We start from the raw sequence: 15,739 nt of genomic DNA on the forward strand, positions 1-15,739 counted from the left end.
GGTGTCTCGTGGTGGCGGCGGTAGGCCGTCACGCTTCCGGACCTGCCTGATTCGTGTCTCTATCCCGTGACTTGCGGCCTCAACTTACCCTTCCCGCGGCTGAAAATTCTCAATCACCCGCAGCAACACCCGCGCGCCGGCGTCGGCATCGGCGGGCTCGACATGCTCGTCCGGGTGATGGCTGATACCGCCGCGGCAGCGGACGAAGATCATGCCGACATCGGCAATGTCGATCATGGCCATGCCGTCGTGCCCCGCCCCGCTCGGGAGCTCGAACACGGAAAACCCTTCAGCATGGATCGCCTGCGCGATCTGGCCCTTGAGCCAGGGCGCGCAAGGCGCGGTGCGGTTCTCGTGGGTGACGTCGAGCTGAAGCGTCAGTTGGCGGCGCTTTGCGATCGCTTCGATCTGCCGGACGACATCGGCGACCGCGCGCTTGCGGTGCATGTCCATCGGCGCGCGCATGTCGATGGTGAAGGACACCTCGCCCGGAATGACGTTGGTCGCGCCGGGCCTCGCCTGAATGTAGCCGACAGTGCCGACCAGGCCGCTCGCGTCGGTCCGGCAGAATTGCTCGATCGCGCCGATGCATTCGGCAGCACCAGTGAGCGCGTCACGGCGCAGCGCCATCGGCACGGTGCCCGCGTGACCGGCCATGCCGGTCAGGCGCGCGGCAAGCCGTGTCGCGCCCGCAATCGCGGTGACGACACCGACGGGCAGGTTTTGCGCTTCCAGCACGGGCCCCTGCTCGATGTGCAGCTCGAGATAGGCGAGCAGTTCGCGCCGCGCCCGCGCAGCCGCGCCGATGTGATCGGGATCGAGCCCGAACGAAACGAGCGCATCGCGCATCGACACGCCATCGCGGTCGCGTGTATTCAGAACATTCTCGTCAAATGTGCCGGCGACCGCACGGCTGCCGAGCAAGGTCGAAGCGAAGCGCACCCCCTCCTCATCCGCGAAACCGACGATTTCGATCGCGAACGGCAGGCGCCTGCCGCGGCGGTTGAGATCGGCGACGCAGGCGATCGCAGTGACTACGCCCAGCGGCCCGTCCCATTTGCCGGCATCGCGCACGGTGTCGTAGTGCGAGCCAAGCATCAGGCAAGGCGCGCCCGACCGCTGCCCTTCGTAGCGCCCGCAGACATTGCCAATCGCGTCGAGACGCGCACTCATGCCCGCCTCGCGCATCCAGCTTAGGATCAGATCCGCGGCCTTGCGCAGCTCGCTGGTCAGATAGATGCGGGTAAGTTTGTCGCTTTCTTCCGAGATCGCGGCGAGCTCGTTGATCCCTCGCACGATCGCTTCGCCGAGCGATGCATTCTGAACGGCGTTACCAGCAGCCATCTCGGCGAGCTTTCCATCTCTTGGGACCCGCGGCAGCGGCGGTCCTGGCGGCAATCGATACAAGTTCGGTGCCAGCGAAATCACGGGCGCGGTCCCGATCCGCGCGTGGGTAGCATGAATGAGGGTAGCCGGCAGAGCGTAGCTCCCGTCGTGCACACGCGCGAGCTGATCGGTCTGCTTAACTCCATTGCATACAACAGACAGATATTGCCTATAAAATAATCTGCCGATTTCCTCGGCAAGATCCTTAAAATTAAAAAATGTTATATTTTTCCATAGCTTACGATAATTTGCCCGCTTCCCGACCTCTGGCATGAAGCTTGCGACATCTTGTTCCGGGCTCCGCCAAACCGGCGCAGCCGCGAGATCGAGGCGGTCAATCCGCCAGGGGGAGCAGGCAATGGAATTTGGCAGGATCTCACGACGTCATTTGTTGCAGGGCGGTGCGGCCCTCACCCTCGGCGCGGCGGCAGGCATCCGCCCGGCCTTCGCGGCCGAGACGACCATCGGCTTCATCTATGTCGGCTCGCGCGACGACTATGGCTACAACCAGGCGCATGCCCAGGGCGCTGCGGCATTGAAGAAGATTCCCGGCCTCAAGATCGTGGAAGAAGAGAAGGTGCCTGAGACCGACGCGGTCGAGAAGACGCTCGAGTCCATGATCAATCTCGACGGTGCCACCCTGCTCTTCCCGACCTCGTTCGGCTACTACAACCCGCACACGGTCAAGATGGCCAACAAGTTCCCGAAGCTTCGCTTCGAGCACTGCGGCGGCCTCTGGAGCGACAAGGACCCGAAGAACGCCGGCAGCTATTTCGGCTATATCGACGAAGCCCAGTACATCTCGGGCATCATCGCCGGCTATAGCTCCAAGAGCGGAAAGCTCGGCTTCGTCGCCGCAAAACCGATCCCGCAGGTGCTGCGCAACATCAACGCCTTCGCACTCGGCGCCAGGCTCGCCAACCCAAAGGCGACGACGCAGGTGATCTTTACCGGCGACTGGTCGATGCCGGTCAAGGAAGCCGAAGCCACCAACAGCCTGATCGACCAGGGCGTCGACGTACTGACCTGCCACGTCGACGGTCCCAAGACCATGGTCGAGAACGCCGCGCGCCGCGGCGCCATGGTCTGCGGCTACCACGTCAACCAGTCGCCGCTTGCGCCGAAGGCCTACCTGACCGGCGCCGAGTGGAACTGGGAGGCGCTCTATCCGAAGTTCGTCAAGATGATCGCCGCCGGCGAGAGCATCCCGAACTTCTATCGCGGCGGCCTCAAGGAAGAGATCGTCAAGACCTCGCCCTATGGCGATGTGGTCTCCGCCGAAGCGCGCAAGCACGCCGACGACGTCAAGGCCAAGTTCTTGTCCGGCGACGGCTACGCCATCTTCAAGGGAGGCCTGGTCGATAACAAGGGCAAGACGGTGATCGCGGCCGGCACCGATCGCGGCCAGAAGGATCCCGAGCTCGAGAAGATGGACTATCTCGTGGAGGGCGTGGTCGGAGCGACTTCGTGACAGCGGAGGCGGCGGATTCCACTGAAGCGGTCGGGACTGTTGCCCCGGCCGCCGATCCGGGATTCCTCCAACGTCACGGCGGAGCGATCGAATATGTCCTGATCCCGGGCGCGGCGCTGGCCGGCGCGCTCGCGGTCTTCGGCATCTTCGTCGCGATGTCCGGCAAGAACCCGCTCGACCTCTATTTCTACATGTACTACGGCGCGTTCGGCACCTGGTTCTCATGGCAGAACACGTTGACGCGCGCGGCGCCGCTGATCCTCACCGCGCTCTGCACGGCGCTTCCCGCGCAGCTCGGCATGGTCATCATCGGCGGCGAAGGCGCGCTGCTGATTGGCGCGCTTTCGGCAACCAGCGCCGCACTGTTGCTTCAGGGCATGCCGCCGCTCATCGTGCAGATCGCCATGGTCATCGGCGGCGTCATCGGCGGTGGCTTGTGGATCATGCTGTCGGGCGCGCTACGGCAGTACCGCGGCGTCAACGAGACCATATCGAGCCTGCTGCTCGTTTACATCGCGCTCGCGGTCCTCAACCATCTCGTCGAAGGCGCGATGCGCGACCCTGCCAGCCTCAACAAGCCCTCGACCCGCGAGATCGGCGCGGCCAACATGATCGGCTCCATTCCCGGTACCGATGTGCATTGGGGCCTCGTGTTCGGCCTGATCGCCGCGGTCGCCGCCTACATCCTGATCTATCACACCGTGTTCGGCTTCGCCGCGCGGGTTGCCGGCGGCAACATCCGCGCCGCGAGGATCGTCGGCCTCGGCGTCAGCAAGCTCATTTTGACCATCTGCTTCCTCGCCGGCGGCGCCGCGGGCCTTGCCGGCATGGTCGAGGTCGCCGCCGTGCAGGGACGCGCCAACGCCAACCTTGCGGCGGGCTATGGCTTCACCGGCATTCTCGTCGCTTTCCTGGCGCGGCAAAACCCGCTCGCCATCATCCCCGTCGCGATCCTGCTCGGTGGCATCAGCGCCAGTGGCGGGCTGTTGCAGCGCCGCCTCGGATTGCCGGATGCGTCCGTGCTGGTGCTGCAAGGCATTATCTTCGTCTTCGTGCTGGCCAGCGATGCGCTCTACGGCCGCATCGGATTTCTGAAGGGAAAGTCGTGAAATGGCAGACGGCTCGATCGGACTCTGGACCGTCCCGCTCGCCGTGCTCGGCGGCGCCATTCGCGTCTCGACGCCGTTCCTGTTCGTAAGCCTCGGGGAATGCATCACCGAGCGCTCCGGCCGCATCAATCTCGGCCTTGAAGGCACGCTGGTGATGGGCGCGATGAGCGCCTACGGCATCTCTTATCTCACGGGATCGCCGTGGTTGGGCGTGCTCGCCGCCGGCATCACCGGCGCATTGCTGGGAGCATTGCACGCCGGCATCTGTTCGCTGCCGCGCGTCAACGACATTGCCGTCGGCATCGCCTTGATGCTGTTCGGCACCGGGCTCGCCTTCTATCTCGGCAAGCCGCTGATCGAACCGACCGCGCCGCGGCTGCCAGCGATCGATTTCGGCTGGTGGAGCGATATCCCGCAGCTTCGCGCCGCGCTCCGCATCAATGTGATGTTCCTGATCGGCGTGGCGCTGGCCCCGATCCTATACTGGGCCTTCCGCACCACGCGCTGGGGTCTGTTGATCCGCACCGCCGGCGAAAGCTCGGATGCCGCACGTGCCATGGGCTACTCGGTGCTGCTGATCCGCCTGCGCGCAACCATGGTCGGCGGTTTCCTCGCCGGCATCGGCGGTTCGTTCCTGTCATTGTTCTATCCCGGAAGCTGGAACGAGGGCCTGTCCTCGGGCCAGGGCATCACGGCCGTGGCGCTCGTGATCTTCGCGCGGTGGGATCCCTTGCTGTGTCTCTGGGCCTCGCTCGCCTTCGGCGGCGCCGCGGCGCTGGGACCGGCGTTGCAATCGGTCGGCGTCACCTCCGGCTACCACCTCTTCAACGCCGCGCCCTACATCCTGACGCTGGCGATTATGATCATCACCTGCTCGCCGAAGCGAACGCTGACCGGAGCCCCGGCCGAATTGTCGATCACCCGCTAGGAAGCGAAATCATGCCCGAGCGCACCATCAAGTCCGAGCCCTATGCCTGGCCCTATAACGGGGATCTCCGCCCCGAGAACACCGCGCTCATCATCATCGACATGCAGACCGATTTCTGCGGCATCGGCGGTTATGTCGACAAGATGGGCTATGATCTCTCACTGACGCGGGCGCCGATCGAGCCGATTAAGAAGCTGCTCGCGGCGATGCGTGCCCAAGGCTTTCACATCATCCATACCCGCGAAGGCCATCGTCCCGATCTCTCCGATCTTCCCGCCAACAAGCGCTGGCGCTCGCGCCAGATCGGCGCCGGCATCGGCGATCCCGGCCCGTGCGGCCGCATCCTGATACGCGGTGAGCCCGGCTGGGACATCATCCCGGAGCTCGCGCCCCTCCCCGGAGAACCCATCATCGACAAGCCCGGCAAGGGCTCGTTCTGCGCCACCGACCTGGAGCTGATCCTGCGCGTGCGCGGCATCGAGAATATCGTGCTGACAGGGATTACCACCGACGTCTGCGTTCACACCACCATGCGCGAGGCCAACGACCGCGGCTTCGAATGCGTGCTGCTGCACGATTGCTGCGGTGCGACCGACAGGAGCAACCACGAGCACGCGCTGAAGATGATCAAGATGCAGGGCGGCGTGTTTGGCGCGGTCTCGACGTCAGGCGCCTTCATCGGGGCGATTTCGTGATCATCGGCGAAACACCACCGCCGTCAGGCGCCTTCGGTGTCGACGCGATCGCCATGACCATGCGCTTCGGTGATTTCCTGGCGCTGGACAATGTCGCACTGAAGGTGCGGCCGGGTTCGTTCCATGCGCTGCTGGGCGAGAACGGCGCCGGCAAGTCGACCCTGGTCAAATGCATCATGGGTTACTATCACGCCACCGAGGGCGACATTCTCGTCGGCGGGCGCGAGCAGGCGATCGGCAATCCGAAGGACGCCCACGCGCTCGGCCTCGGCATGGTCTACCAGCATTTTACGCTGGTGCCGGCGATGACGGTCGCCGAAAATCTGGTGCTGGCGCGCGACGACGTACCGGCCGTGGTGAACTGGCCGAAGGAAATGAAGGAGCTCGAGGCCTTTCTGACCCGCATGCCGTTCAAGGTGCCGCTCGGCGCAAAAGTCTCCGCCATCTCGGCCGGCGAGCGCCAAAAATGCGAGATCCTCAAGCAGCTCTACCTGAAGCGCCGCTTCCTGATCCTGGACGAGCCGACCTCAGTGCTGACGCCCGCGGAAGCCGACGAAGTGCTCGGCATGCTCCGCGACATGGTCGTCAAGGGCGAGCTGACCATCCTGATGATCACGCACAAGTTCCGCGAGGTCATGGCCTTCGCCGACGACGTCACGATCCTGCGCCGCGGCAAACTCGCCGGAGCGGGCAAGGTTTCCGAGCTGACGCCGGACGCGATGGCGCGCACCATGATCGGCGCCGAGGAGCTGACGATACAGCCGCCGCGCACCGGTGAGGCCGGCAAGGCGAGGCTGGAACTGGCGGAGCTGCGCGCGCTCGACGACGCCGGCGCCATCGCTGTGCACGACGTCTCGCTCACGGTCCGTGCCGGCGAGATCGTCGGCATCGCCGGCGTCTCCGGCAACGGCCAGCGCCAGCTGGTCGAGGTGCTGGCCGGCCAGCGCGAAGCCGAGAACGGCGAGATCCGCGTCGCTGGCGATCCCTATCGCGCCAGCCGCGAGGAGATGCGCCGCCACAAGATGTCGCTCCTGCCCGAGGAGCCGCTGAAGAACGCCTGCGTCGGCGGCATGAGCGTCGCCGACAACATCGCTTTTCGCGAGTTCGACCGCGCGCCGTTCGCCAGCGGCGGCTGGTGGCTTAACCGCGGCGCCTTTCGCGACGACGCCAGGAAGAAGATAGCCCAGTACAAGATCAAGACCCGCACGCCGGAGACGCCGATCTCGGCGCTGTCGGGCGGCAACGTCCAGCGCGCCGTGCTGGCCCGCGAGCTCGGCAGCAAGGTCGAAGTACTGATAGCGGCCAATCCCTGTTTCGGGCTCGACTTCGCCGCGGTGGCGCAGATCCATGCCGAGATCATGGCCGCGCGCAATCGCGGCGCCGCTGTGCTGCTGGTCAGCGAGGATCTCGACGAACTGCTGGAACTCTCCGACCGGCTGGTGGTGATGTTCCACGGCGAATTCGTGTATGAAGCACGGACCAGCGAGGCCGATCTCACCGTAGTCGGCCGACACATGGCGGGGCATTGACCAGGGAAGAGCGATGAGCGGCGCATCCGAGCGCGACGAACACTTCCTCCGCCTTTCGTTTGCGGTCGCCCGCCGTTCCCTCACCCACGGCAACCATCCCTTCGGTTGCATCGTCGTCGATGCCGACGGCAAGGTGCTGATCGAGACCGAGAACGGCTACATGCCGAATCACGATGGCACCGCGCATGCCGAGCGTCTCGCGGCGACGCAGGCCTGCCGTACGCTCGGCCGCGAGGTGCTGGCGAAGGCCACGCTCTACTCCTCCGCAGAGCCCTGTGCGATGTGCGCCGGCGCGATCTACTGGGTCGGCATCAGCCGTGTGGTCTACGGCCTCAGCGAGCACCGCCTGCGCGGCATCACCGGCGACCATCCAGAGAACCCGACACTCGACCTGCCCTGCCGCGAGGTCTTTGCCAGCGGGCAACGGCCGACGGAGGTTGTGGGGCCACTGCTCGAAGACGAGGCCGAAGCGCTGCACGACGGCGTGTGGACGAAGTAGCAAACAAGAGTTCAACTTCGTTGGGGGCTTACGCCAGCGGACTGCGCTTCGCGCAGCCGTGTGCTAACTAATCCACCCTACTTTCCTTATCCACAAACGAAGATGACGCCGCAGAGGTTTGACGCGGCGTCATCGTCGTTCAGCCGAAGAGTGTCAGGTGGCTAGAACTTCACAGTGACACCGGAGTAGAGCGAGGACTCGGTGCAGGACCCGGTGCTCACCTTTGCCCCACCGGCCAGGGTGGTGCAGGCCACGGCGTTGTTGTGATCGAGGCCAAACTTGTTCTGCCAGTAGCGGTAGGCGACCCAGACGTCCACGAAGTGCGAATACTTCTCACCCCAGACCGCCTTCGAGGCATCGAGGGTCAGGCGGATCGGCTCGGAGTTGAACTCGACCTTGGTGGGATAGACGCCGTTGGCGACGCTGGCGGGAAGCGGCTCGGTGTCTGTTCCCTTCTTGCCGTACCAGCCGGCGCGGCCGCTGATCGAGAAATACTGCATGTTCGGCGGCAGGAAGCCGAGGTCCATATAATAATTGGTCTCGATCGCCCAGGTTGGCTTGAACGACGTGTTGCCGTCGGCAATACACGGCGCGGACCAACCGGCGCCGCACTGCGAGAAGGAGTTGTGGTTGGCAAACTCCCAGTACACCAGCGGCGCTACGTTGAAATAGCCCTTGTAGGGAAGGTCGAAGGCGAACTGCAGACCGGCGACGACGTCGCGCTTGGCGGCGCCGAAATACCGGTTCTCCGTGTTGGCATCCATGCCAACCTCGAACGAGATGTTGTGCAGCGGTCCCTGCGTGAAGGCCTTGGTGTTGAAGATCTCGTTCCAACCGAAGGTCGAGCGGAAAAGGCCATAGATTTCTGTCGCGCCGGCACAGCTCGCCGGCGTCGCTGCGAAGCCCGCAGCCGGCGAAACGATCACGCCTGTGGCGGTGCAGGGGGCCGCCGGATCGTTGTGGTCCGACTTGAACATCGAGATGGTGAAGAAGTTGGTGCCGTAAGCCCAGGCATCGAAATGGGTGAAGGAGTAGACCTGCTTCGTCGTCTTGGCGTTGATCACGCCGTTGGTGTTGGTGAACGCACCGGGCTGCGAGGCGTTGAAAATGTAGGAGAAGGTGACGCGGTCGTCGATCACCAGGAAGAACGGGAGGTCCGCCGCCCTCTTGGCAGCCTTGACCGGCAGATCCGCTGCCTGAGCCAGGCCACCGGTAGCGAGCGTGGCAAGTGACAGCGCCCCTGCTGCAATTGCCTTGAAACGAAACGACATCCTGAATACCCCCAAATTTTGGACACGCAAAAATGAGCGTCCCTTGGTGCGACACTTGCGCCGATCTCCCGGAGTGAGAAGCCTCAACTTGTTTCAAGGCATGCCGCTTGTTTGCCCAGGAGGCTGCGTTTCACCGGCGAATTTGGAGGACCAATCTCACCGCCACGCGGTCAGGCGAGAGCGGCCATTGCCGGAAATTCCCATTTGATTTCGCTTGCCTTTCATGTCGAGCGGACAAGGCAGACACGATGGCGGGAGCTACTGTCGCGGTGTTCGCAAATGCATACGCGTGATGACGCGTCTCTGCTCAAGTTCACGTCAAGCCTGCATAGCGGGTTCCGATTTGGTTTGATCCGTCACAAATTTGCAACAGACGTCACACGCGAGCCGGCGCTGCAAAGGCTGTTCGGGAAGCATTTGAGGTCGATCGCCGCCCGGCGAAAGCAGCGGCTCGCCGACACCACCTGCCTGCCGAAGCGTTGAGCAAGGGATGACGCTTTTTCACACCTTACGCGACGGTTCAAACTAGCCCACTATTGAGGCACTTCACCCCGTGCAAGCGCATCAGCGAATGTTGGATCCAACGACTAACGGCCTGCATTCCGGCGAAACCCCGCTCCTCAGGACGATCGGGCTTACCAAGCGCTATGGGGATTTCCTCGCCAACGATGCCATCGACATCGATATCTGGCCGAAAGAGATCCACGCGCTGCTGGGCGAGAACGGCGCCGGCAAGTCGACGCTGGTCAAGGCGATCTACGGGCTGATCCAGCCCAGCGCCGGCGATATTTTCTGGAACGGCAAGCCGGTCGCGCTGACCGGTCCCTCGGAAGCTCGCAGTCGCGGCATCGGCATGGTGTTCCAGCATTTCTCGCTGTTCGACAATCTCACCGTCGCCGAGAATGTCGCGCTCGGCCTCGATGGGAGAGAGTCTTTCAAGGACATCTCGGCACGGCTTGAGCAGGTGTCGAAGACTTATGGTCTGCCGCTCGATCCCAAACGCGAGGTCTGGCAATTGTCGGTCGGCGAGCGCCAGCGCATCGAGATTGTCCGTGCGCTGATGCAGGATCCGCAATTCCTGATCCTGGACGAACCCACCGCGGTGCTGACCCCGCCGGAAGCCGACCAGCTCTTCATCGTGCTGGAGCGGCTCAAGGCCGAAGGCCGCGCCATCCTCTACATCAGCCACAAGCTCGAAGAGGTGAAGCGCCTGTGCGACACCGCGACGATCCTGCGCGGCGGCAAGAAGGTCGAGACGTGCAATCCCAGGCTTGAGACCGCCGCTTCGCTCGCGCGCATGATGGTCGGCGGCGAGGTCAAGCAAGTGAAAGCGGCCGCCGGCCGGAAGACCACCGTGCCGCGCCTCGTCGTCAATGACCTCACGCTCGCTCCTGGCGAGGCGCATGGCGTGCGGCTCGAGCATATCTCGTTCGAGCTGAAGGGTGGCGAAATCCTCGGCATTGCCGGAGTCGCGGGCAACGGCCAGGACGAATTGTTCGCTGCACTGTCCGGCGAGCGCTTGTCGAGGGACCCCGGCACGATCGTGATCGAAGGCCTTGCTGCCGGCCACCTCTCGATCACGCAGCGCCGCAAGCTCGGCGCGGCTTTCGTTCCCGAAGAGCGGCTCGGCCACGGCACTGCGCCGCGCATGAAGCTTTCGGAGAACGCGCTGCTCACCGGGCACGCCGCCAGCGGTATGGTCCATCACGGCTTCATCGACACCGCCGCGACGCTGAAGACCGTCGATCGCACGACCGAGACGTTCGACGTCCGCAAGGCCAAACGCGATCCGGAAGCCGCGAGCCTCTCCGGCGGCAATCTGCAAAAGTTCATCGTGGGACGCGAGATTCTGCGCAACCCCGCGGTGCTGGTGGTGAGCCAGCCGACCTGGGGCGTCGACGCCGGCGCTGCCGCCGTCATTCGCCAGGCGCTGCTTGATCTTGCAACCGCCGGCGCCGCCGTGCTCGTCACCAGTCAGGACCTCGACGAGCTCGCGGAAATCGCCGACCGCATCGCCGTGATGTTCCACGGCCATCTGTCCGCCCCGCTCGCCATCAGCGAGGCGACCCGCGAAAAACTCGGGCTGTTGATGGGCGGCAGTACGCTGGAACCGGAGGAGGCCGTGCATGCAGTTGGTGCTTGAGAAGCGCGCGGAACGCTCCAACACGATCGCACTGATCTCTCCGCTGATCGCGATCGGCCTCACGATCGTGACGATGGTCATCCTGTTCGCGATCCTCGGCAAGAATCCGCTGCTCGCCCTGCACGCCTATTTCATCGCGCCTTTGACCGACAGCTATTCGCTCCAGGAAATCGCGGTGAAGGCGACGCCGCTGGTGATGATTGCGATCGGGCTGTCGCTCTGCTATCTCGCCAATGCCTGGAACATCGGCGCCGAAGGGCAGTTCCTGATCGGCGCGGTCGCCGGAAGCTGGATTGCAGTGAAGACGCAAGGCACCGACGCCGGCGTCTGGGTGCTGCCGGTCATGCTTGTGCTCGCCGCCGCAGCGGGCGCGCTCTACGCGCTGATCCCGGCGATCTGCAAGGTGAAGTTCGGCGCCAGCGAAATCCTGACCAGCCTGATGCTGGTCTACGTCGCCGACCTCTTCCTCGACTATCTCGTGCGCGGGCCTTGGCGCGATCCGCACGGTTTCAACTTCCCGACTACGGCCGAGTTCGATCCGGTCGCAACGGTGCCGCTGCTGATCGAAGGCGGCCGGCTGCATCTCGGCTCCATCGTCGCGCTGTTGGTCGTCGCGGCGGTGGCCATATTGCTCGGACGCACCATCAAGGGATTCGAGATTCGCGTGGTCGGTGCAGCGCCCCGCGCCGCGCGGTTCGGCGGCTTCAATTCCAATCAGTTGGTCATCCTGACCTTCGCGGTCTCCGGCGCGCTCGCGGGCCTCGCCGGTATCATCGAGGTGGCAGGACCGGTCGGGCATCTCCAGCCCGGCATCTCGCCGGGCTACGGTTTTACCGCGATCATCGTTGCCTTCCTCGGCCGATTGAACCCGCTTGGAATATTAATTGCAGGCCTTTTTCTCGCGTTGACCTTTATCGGCGGCGAGCAGGCACAGATCACAATGAAGATTCCGTTGGACGTCACCAAGGTTTTCCAGGGCATCCTGCTGTTCTACGTGCTCGCCTGCGATTCCCTCATCCTCTACCGCTTCAAGCTGGTGTTCCCGAACCGACAGGTGGCTCGTGGAACTGGTTGAAGCCATCATCCTCGCGGTGCTCGCCGCCTCGACGCCGCTCTTGATCGCGGCGACCGGCGAGCTCGTGACCGAACGATCCGGCGTGCTCAATCTCGGGGTCGAGGGCATGATGATCGTCGGCGCCGCCTGCGGCTTTGCAGGTGCGTGGCTGACCGGCTCGATCTTTATTGGCGCACTGTTCGGCATCGTCGCCGGCACGATGATGTCGCTGGTCTTCGCGCTGATGGCGCTCGGGCTTGCGGTCAACCAAGTTGCGACGGGTCTCGCACTGACCATCCTCGGCGTCGGTCTGTCCGGCCTGATCGGCGCTGGCTTCGTCGGCGAGCGCATCACGCCGGCAGCGCATCTCTACGTCCCCGGTTTGACCGACATCCCGCTGATCGGTCGCGTGCTGTTCGGCGAGGACGCCTTCATCTATTTCTCGCTGGCGCTGGTCGTCGGCGTCTGGTGGTTCCTGTACCGCACGCGACCGGGGCTGATCCTGCGCGCCTGCGGCGACAACCACGTCTCCGCGCATGCGCTCGGCTATCCCGTGCTGCGCATTCGTACCTTGGCCGTGATGTTCGGCGGCGCCTGCGCCGGACTTGCCGGCGCTTATCTGCCGCTCGCCTATACGCCCTTCTTCATTCCGGGCATGACTGCAGGCCGCGGCTGGATCGCGCTGGCGCTGGTGGTGTTCTCGTCCTGGCGGCCCGGCCGACTCGTGGTCGGCGCCTACCTGTTCGGCGCGGTGACGATCCTGCAACTGCACGCGCAGGGTTGGGGCGTCGGCATTCCCTCGCAGTTCATGTCGGCGCTGCCTTACCTTGCGACCGTCATCGTGCTGGTCCTGCTCTCCCGCGCGCGCACCGGCGGATCGACCGCGCCGGCCGCGCTCGGCACCGTGTTCGTGCCGGATCGCTAGCGTTTCATTTCTGCCGCGTGCGCGATGGGGCGCGCACGTTGCGGATCGTGGCTTTCCCCTGATGTTTGGAGATTGATGATGAGGAAATCACTTCTTGCGCTGGCTGCCGGGCTTTTGCTCGCCGGAAGCGTCAGTGCAGCCTCCGCCGCCGACAAGCTGAAAGTCGGCTTTATCTATTTGGGTCCGATCGGAGACCTCGGGTGGACCTATCAGCATGAGCTGGCACGCCAGGCGCTGGTGAAGGAGCTCGGCGACAAGATCGAGACCACCTATCTGGAAAACGTGCCTGAAGGTCCCGACGCCGAGCGGGCCATCGAGCAGCTCGTCCGCGCCGGCAACAAGCTGATCTTCACGACGTCGTTCGGCTATATGGATCCGACGCTGAAGGTCGCGAAGAAATACCCGAACGTGCATTTCGAGCACTCTACCGGCTACAAGCGCAATCCGAACATGTCGACCTACTCGGCCAAATGGTACCAGGGCCGCTACATCCAGGGCCTGATCGCGGCCAAGATGTCGAAGTCCGGCGTGCTCGGCTATATCGGCTCGTTCCCGATTCCGGAGGTCGTCGCTGGCATCAATGCGACGATCCTGGCGGCGCAGACCATCAACCCGAACATCAAGGTGAAGATCATCTGGGCCAACACCTGGTTCGATCCGGGCAAGGAGGCGGACGCTGCCAAGGCGCTGATCGACCAGGGCGCTGATGTCATCATGCAGCACACGGATTCGCCGGCGGCGATGCAGATCGCCAGCGAACGCGGCAAGCTCGCCTTCGGCCAGGATTCCGAGATGATCAAGTTCGGGCCGAAGACCCAGCTGACCTCGATCCTCGACACCTGGGGTCCCTACTACATCGCCCGCGTCAAGGCAGAACTCGACGGCACCTGGAAATCCGAGGACACCTGGGGCGGCCTCGACAGCCACATGTTCGCGATGGCGCCCTACACCAACATGCCCGACGACGTGAAGAAGATCGCCGAGGATGCCCAGGCCGCGATCACCGCGGGCAAGCTGCATCCGTTCAAATGCCCGGTCGTTGGGCAGGACGGCAAGCCGGTCGAGTGCAAGGGCGGCGCAAATCTCGACGACGGCCAGATCCTCGGCATGAATTTCTACGTCAAGGGCATCGACGACAAGCTGCCGGGCAAGTAGCACGCTTCTTGCATTGCCTAAATCACCTGCTCCTCCCGGAGGAGGTTCGGAGGGGGTGGCCAGAAGCACCCGGCACTTGTGGTCGCCCCCTCTTTTTATTTTCGCCGGGATGTTATCCCGCCTGCATCGTCCGCGCCGCCGAACTGTGGCGGCGGATGAGGTCAGGGACGTCCAGCCCCGGGATCGCGCCGTCGATCACGGCCCATTTTCCCGCCACCATCACCCGGTCGGCCCGATGCGCCCCGCACAGCACCAGTGCGGCCAGCGGATCGCCGTGGCCGGAGAAGCGCAATTCGTCGAGCCTGAACAACGCGACATCGGCAGACTTGCCGACCGCGATCTCGCCGAGTTCCGGCCGGCCCACACACGCCGCCGACCCCTTGGTAGCCCAGCGCAGCGCATCCTTGTGGCTGACCTTCGTCACCCCGTAGCGCGCCCGTTGCAGCAGGAAGGCGGTCCGCACCTCCTGCATCAGGTTCGATCCATCGTTCGAGGCCGAGCCATCGACGCCGATGCCGATGCCGACACCGGCCTCCTCCATCTCGCAGACAGGGCAGCCGCCGGACGCCAGAATCTGGTTGCTGCACGCGCAATGGCTGATGGTCGTCTTTGCCTTGCCGAGCCGCTTCATCTCCTCGGCGTTGAAGAAGATGCCATGGGCGAGCCACGTCCGCGCATTGAGCCAGCCGCATTGCTCGAGATAATCGAGCGGACGGCAACCATACATCTCCTGGCAGAATTTGTTCTCGTCCTCGGTCTCGGCGAGATGGGTATGCAGGCGCACGTCGAGCTTGCCGGCGAGATCGGCGGTGGCGCGCATCAGGGACGTCGTCACCGAGAAGGGCGAGCACGGTGCGAGCGCGATCTGCACCATCGCATCCGCGCCGCGCTGGTGGTGCCTGGCGACCACGCGCGCGCTGTCCGCGAGGATGGTGTCCTCATCCTGCACGACGCTATCGGGCGGCAGGCCGCCGTCGCGCTGCGACAGGTTCATCGAGCCGCGCGTGAGCAGTACCCGCACGCCGAGCCGTTTTGCGACTCCGACTTCGATATCGACGGCGTCTTCGAGCCCCGCCGGAAACACGTAGTGATGATCCGTCGTGGTGGTGCAGCCGGAGAGCAGAAGCTCCGACATCGCCACCGTGACAGCGAGCTCGAGCGCATCCGGCGTCAGCTTCGCCCATACCGGATAGAGCGCCTGGAGCCAGGGAAACAGCTCGCGGTCCATCGCCGCCGGCAGCGCCCGTGTCAGCGTCTGGTAAAAATGGTGATGGGTGTTGATGAGTCCCGGCAGCACGACGTGGTCGCCAGCATCGAACACCGCAACATCCGCGGTTGCGGGTACACCGCCGGCCGGCACGAGTTCGACGATCCGACCGTCCTTCACCACGACCCCGCGCTCGGCCCCGTCGGCCAGGATAGCCAGGGGATCCCTGATCCAGATCGGCTTTGCATCGCTCATGATCCCGCTCCTCCTCACATCCGTAGACGGCGGCCGCCCCATGCGGAAGCCGGCCGGACGCCTTCCAGCTAGCTACTTGTTGTTGCGACTTGGCTCCGGTCTTGCAAGACTC

13 protein-coding genes are annotated in these 15,739 nt (G+C 64.3%); 10 read left to right on the forward strand and 3 right to left on the reverse strand.

The features are described from left to right. Positions 1 to 84: 84 nt before the first annotated feature. A complete protein-coding gene (locus ABIB00_RS25825) occupies positions 85 to 1,344 on the reverse strand; it encodes an allantoate amidohydrolase (RefSeq protein ID WP_354106303.1) in 1,260 nt (419 codons plus the stop codon). Positions 1,345 to 1,744: 400 nt separating this feature from the next. On the opposite strand from ABIB00_RS25825, the gene ABIB00_RS25830 reads away from it, so the two are divergent. From ABIB00_RS25830 to ABIB00_RS25855, 6 genes are read left to right on the forward strand one after another with little or no spacing between them, the layout of a single operon-like run. Then, positions 1,745 to 2,857 (forward strand): BMP family ABC transporter substrate-binding protein, encoded by a 1,113-nt coding sequence (locus ABIB00_RS25830; RefSeq protein ID WP_354106304.1) that lies wholly within the window; start codon positions 1,745 to 1,747, stop codon positions 2,855 to 2,857. Further along, on the forward strand, positions 2,854 to 3,966 hold the full coding sequence (locus ABIB00_RS25835) for an ABC transporter permease (protein ID WP_354106305.1): 1,113 nt from the start codon (positions 2,854 to 2,856) through the stop codon (positions 3,964 to 3,966). Before ABIB00_RS25830 ends, ABIB00_RS25835 begins: the two co-directional genes overlap by 4 nt. A 1-nt stretch (position 3,967) precedes the next feature. Further along, positions 3,968 to 4,894: an ABC transporter permease gene (locus tag ABIB00_RS25840; protein WP_247443862.1), complete on the forward strand. Its 927-nt coding sequence runs from the start codon at positions 3,968 to 3,970 to the stop codon at positions 4,892 to 4,894. Positions 4,895 to 4,905: 11 nt separating this feature from the next. Beyond that, positions 4,906 to 5,589 carry a biuret amidohydrolase gene (biuH, locus tag ABIB00_RS25845; protein ID WP_354106306.1) on the forward strand — a complete coding sequence of 228 codons (684 nt, stop codon included), beginning with the start codon at positions 4,906 to 4,908 and terminating at the stop codon, positions 5,587 to 5,589. Beyond that, entirely contained in the window at positions 5,586 to 7,118 is a 1,533-nt protein-coding gene (locus ABIB00_RS25850) for an ABC transporter ATP-binding protein (RefSeq protein ID WP_354106307.1), read from the forward strand. The genes biuH and ABIB00_RS25850 overlap by 4 nt, the downstream gene beginning before the upstream one ends. Positions 7,119 to 7,131: 13 nt before the next feature. Continuing rightward, complete coding sequence (locus ABIB00_RS25855; RefSeq protein WP_354106308.1) at positions 7,132 to 7,617, forward strand: nucleoside deaminase; 486 nt, start codon at positions 7,132 to 7,134, stop codon at positions 7,615 to 7,617. A 161-nt stretch (positions 7,618 to 7,778) separates the two neighbouring features. Here ABIB00_RS25855 and ABIB00_RS25860 read toward each other — a convergent pair whose 3' ends face one another. Further along, positions 7,779 to 8,888: a hypothetical protein gene (locus ABIB00_RS25860; RefSeq protein ID WP_354106309.1), complete on the reverse strand. Its 1,110-nt coding sequence runs from the start codon at positions 8,886 to 8,888 to the stop codon at positions 7,779 to 7,781. A gap of 571 nt (positions 8,889 to 9,459) precedes the next feature. Between ABIB00_RS25860 and ABIB00_RS25865 the strand changes: the two genes are divergently transcribed. From ABIB00_RS25865 to ABIB00_RS25880, 4 genes are all read left to right on the forward strand, one after another. Continuing rightward, positions 9,460 to 11,031, forward strand: a complete 1,572-nt coding sequence (locus ABIB00_RS25865; RefSeq protein WP_354106310.1) for an ABC transporter ATP-binding protein — start codon at positions 9,460 to 9,462, stop codon at positions 11,029 to 11,031. Beyond that, a complete protein-coding gene (locus ABIB00_RS25870) occupies positions 11,015 to 12,106 on the forward strand; it encodes an ABC transporter permease (protein ID WP_354106311.1) in 1,092 nt (363 codons plus the stop codon). The genes ABIB00_RS25865 and ABIB00_RS25870 overlap by 17 nt, the downstream gene beginning before the upstream one ends. After that, a complete protein-coding gene (locus ABIB00_RS25875) occupies positions 12,093 to 13,010 on the forward strand; it encodes an ABC transporter permease (RefSeq protein WP_354106312.1) in 918 nt (305 codons plus the stop codon). The genes ABIB00_RS25870 and ABIB00_RS25875 overlap by 14 nt, the downstream gene beginning before the upstream one ends. Before the next feature lie 78 nt (positions 13,011 to 13,088). Beyond that, entirely contained in the window at positions 13,089 to 14,165 is a 1,077-nt protein-coding gene (locus ABIB00_RS25880) for a BMP family ABC transporter substrate-binding protein (protein WP_354106313.1), read from the forward strand. Between the two features lie 112 nt (positions 14,166 to 14,277). On the opposite strand, the gene ABIB00_RS25885 is transcribed toward ABIB00_RS25880, so the two are convergent. After that, positions 14,278 to 15,627, reverse strand: coding sequence for an 8-oxoguanine deaminase (locus ABIB00_RS25885; protein WP_354045201.1), 1,350 nt, complete (start codon positions 15,625 to 15,627; stop codon positions 14,278 to 14,280). Between the last annotated feature and the right edge of the window lie 112 nt (positions 15,628 to 15,739).

Origin of the sequence: Bradyrhizobium sp. LB14.3, assembly GCF_040547985.1 — a bacterium.
GTDB lineage: Bacteria > Pseudomonadota > Alphaproteobacteria > Rhizobiales > Xanthobacteraceae > Bradyrhizobium.

What these genes read in the sequence shown, in the direction of transcription:
- ABIB00_RS25825 (WP_354106303.1), bottom strand. Translation starts at nt 1,344, where the DNA reads ATGGCTGCTGGTAACGCCGTTCAGAATGCATCGCTCGGCGAAGCGATC.
- ABIB00_RS25830 (WP_354106304.1), top strand. Translation starts at nt 1,745, where the DNA reads ATGGAATTTGGCAGGATCTCACGACGTCATTTGTTGCAGGGCGGTGCG.
- ABIB00_RS25840 (WP_247443862.1), top strand. Translation starts at nt 3,968, where the DNA reads ATGGCAGACGGCTCGATCGGACTCTGGACCGTCCCGCTCGCCGTGCTC.
- biuH (WP_354106306.1), top strand. Translation starts at nt 4,906, where the DNA reads ATGCCCGAGCGCACCATCAAGTCCGAGCCCTATGCCTGGCCCTATAAC.
- ABIB00_RS25855 (WP_354106308.1), top strand. Translation starts at nt 7,132, where the DNA reads ATGAGCGGCGCATCCGAGCGCGACGAACACTTCCTCCGCCTTTCGTTT.
- ABIB00_RS25860 (WP_354106309.1), bottom strand. Translation starts at nt 8,888, where the DNA reads ATGTCGTTTCGTTTCAAGGCAATTGCAGCAGGGGCGCTGTCACTTGCC.
- ABIB00_RS25865 (WP_354106310.1), top strand. Translation starts at nt 9,460, where the DNA reads ATGTTGGATCCAACGACTAACGGCCTGCATTCCGGCGAAACCCCGCTC.
- ABIB00_RS25870 (WP_354106311.1), top strand. Translation starts at nt 11,015, where the DNA reads ATGCAGTTGGTGCTTGAGAAGCGCGCGGAACGCTCCAACACGATCGCA.
- ABIB00_RS25880 (WP_354106313.1), top strand. Translation starts at nt 13,089, where the DNA reads ATGAGGAAATCACTTCTTGCGCTGGCTGCCGGGCTTTTGCTCGCCGGA.
- ABIB00_RS25885 (WP_354045201.1), bottom strand. Translation starts at nt 15,627, where the DNA reads ATGAGCGATGCAAAGCCGATCTGGATCAGGGATCCCCTGGCTATCCTG.